The following is a 903-nucleotide window of genomic DNA, read 5'->3' as shown; positions in this document are numbered from 1 at the left end:
GGCATGGCCCTCGGCGCTCGGATGCACCGCGCCGCCATAGACGGCGGAGAGCACGCCCCAGGTGGCGTCGTGGATGTCTGTCGGCTGGCTCGCCGCCGGCAATCCCTGCGGATAGGTCATCGCGGCAAAATAGCTGTCATTGGCGTCGCGGATCCAGCGCCCGCGCGGCAGGTAGGCGCGATATTCCGAGGCGCCGCGGCCGCACAGCATCGGCTGGCTCGCCGCGCTCACGATATCGGGATTGAAGCTCTGGCCGTTCTCGGCGAAGCAGGCGCGATCGAATTCGGGATCGTTGCCGGAATGGGCGCAGAAGCCGTGGTCGGCGAACGCCGCCTGATGCGCATCGACGAAGGTCATGCGCTCGGCCTCGGGATCGCGGCACAGCGCGCCGCGGGTGCAGGTGGCGAGCCCCTTCAGCTGCGGCAGGAATTCAGTGTCGACGAAGGTCGAGACGCGCGCCAGGCGCTGCGGGTCGGCGTTGAAGGAGGGATGGATGTCGAAGCCGGCCCGGCCGCCGCGGCAGGGCACGCCGCCCTCGGCAAGCGCGGGATTGGCGTAGGAGACATAGACCACTTGCGAGAGGTCGCCGCCGACCAGCGGCTTCAGCGCCTCGCGCAGCTTGACGAAATTCTGCGGCAGCTCCCGCGTCAGCGCGTCGCGGGAATCGTCGACGCTCGCCATCACGCCGGAGCGGCGGAACAGCGTGCGCTCGGTCGCGGTCTCGACGATCACGTCGGCGACGAGGCCGGAGAAATAGACGTCGTTGGCGCCGACCGAGAGCAGCACGAGGTCGAGCGTGCGGTCGGGCTGGCGTCTCTTCGCCGCGGTGAGCGCCTCGCGCAGCTCGGCGACCTGTGCGTTCACGCTGGTGTTGCAGACGCCGGTCTTGCCGGGCGGGCATTC

General features: G+C 69.7%; 1 pseudogene. It reads right to left on the bottom strand.

From position 1 onward, the window contains the following. Nucleotides 1-903, bottom strand: a pseudogene (locus tag MOV74_RS39165) (hypothetical protein); the annotation flags it as partial.

This window comes from Bradyrhizobium sp. SHOUNA76 (assembly GCF_023006445.1).
In the GTDB taxonomy this organism is placed as follows: domain Bacteria; phylum Pseudomonadota; class Alphaproteobacteria; order Rhizobiales; family Xanthobacteraceae; genus Bradyrhizobium.
Note: the sequence above shows the minus strand (reverse complement) of the source record. Positions and strands in the feature narration are given on the sequence as shown.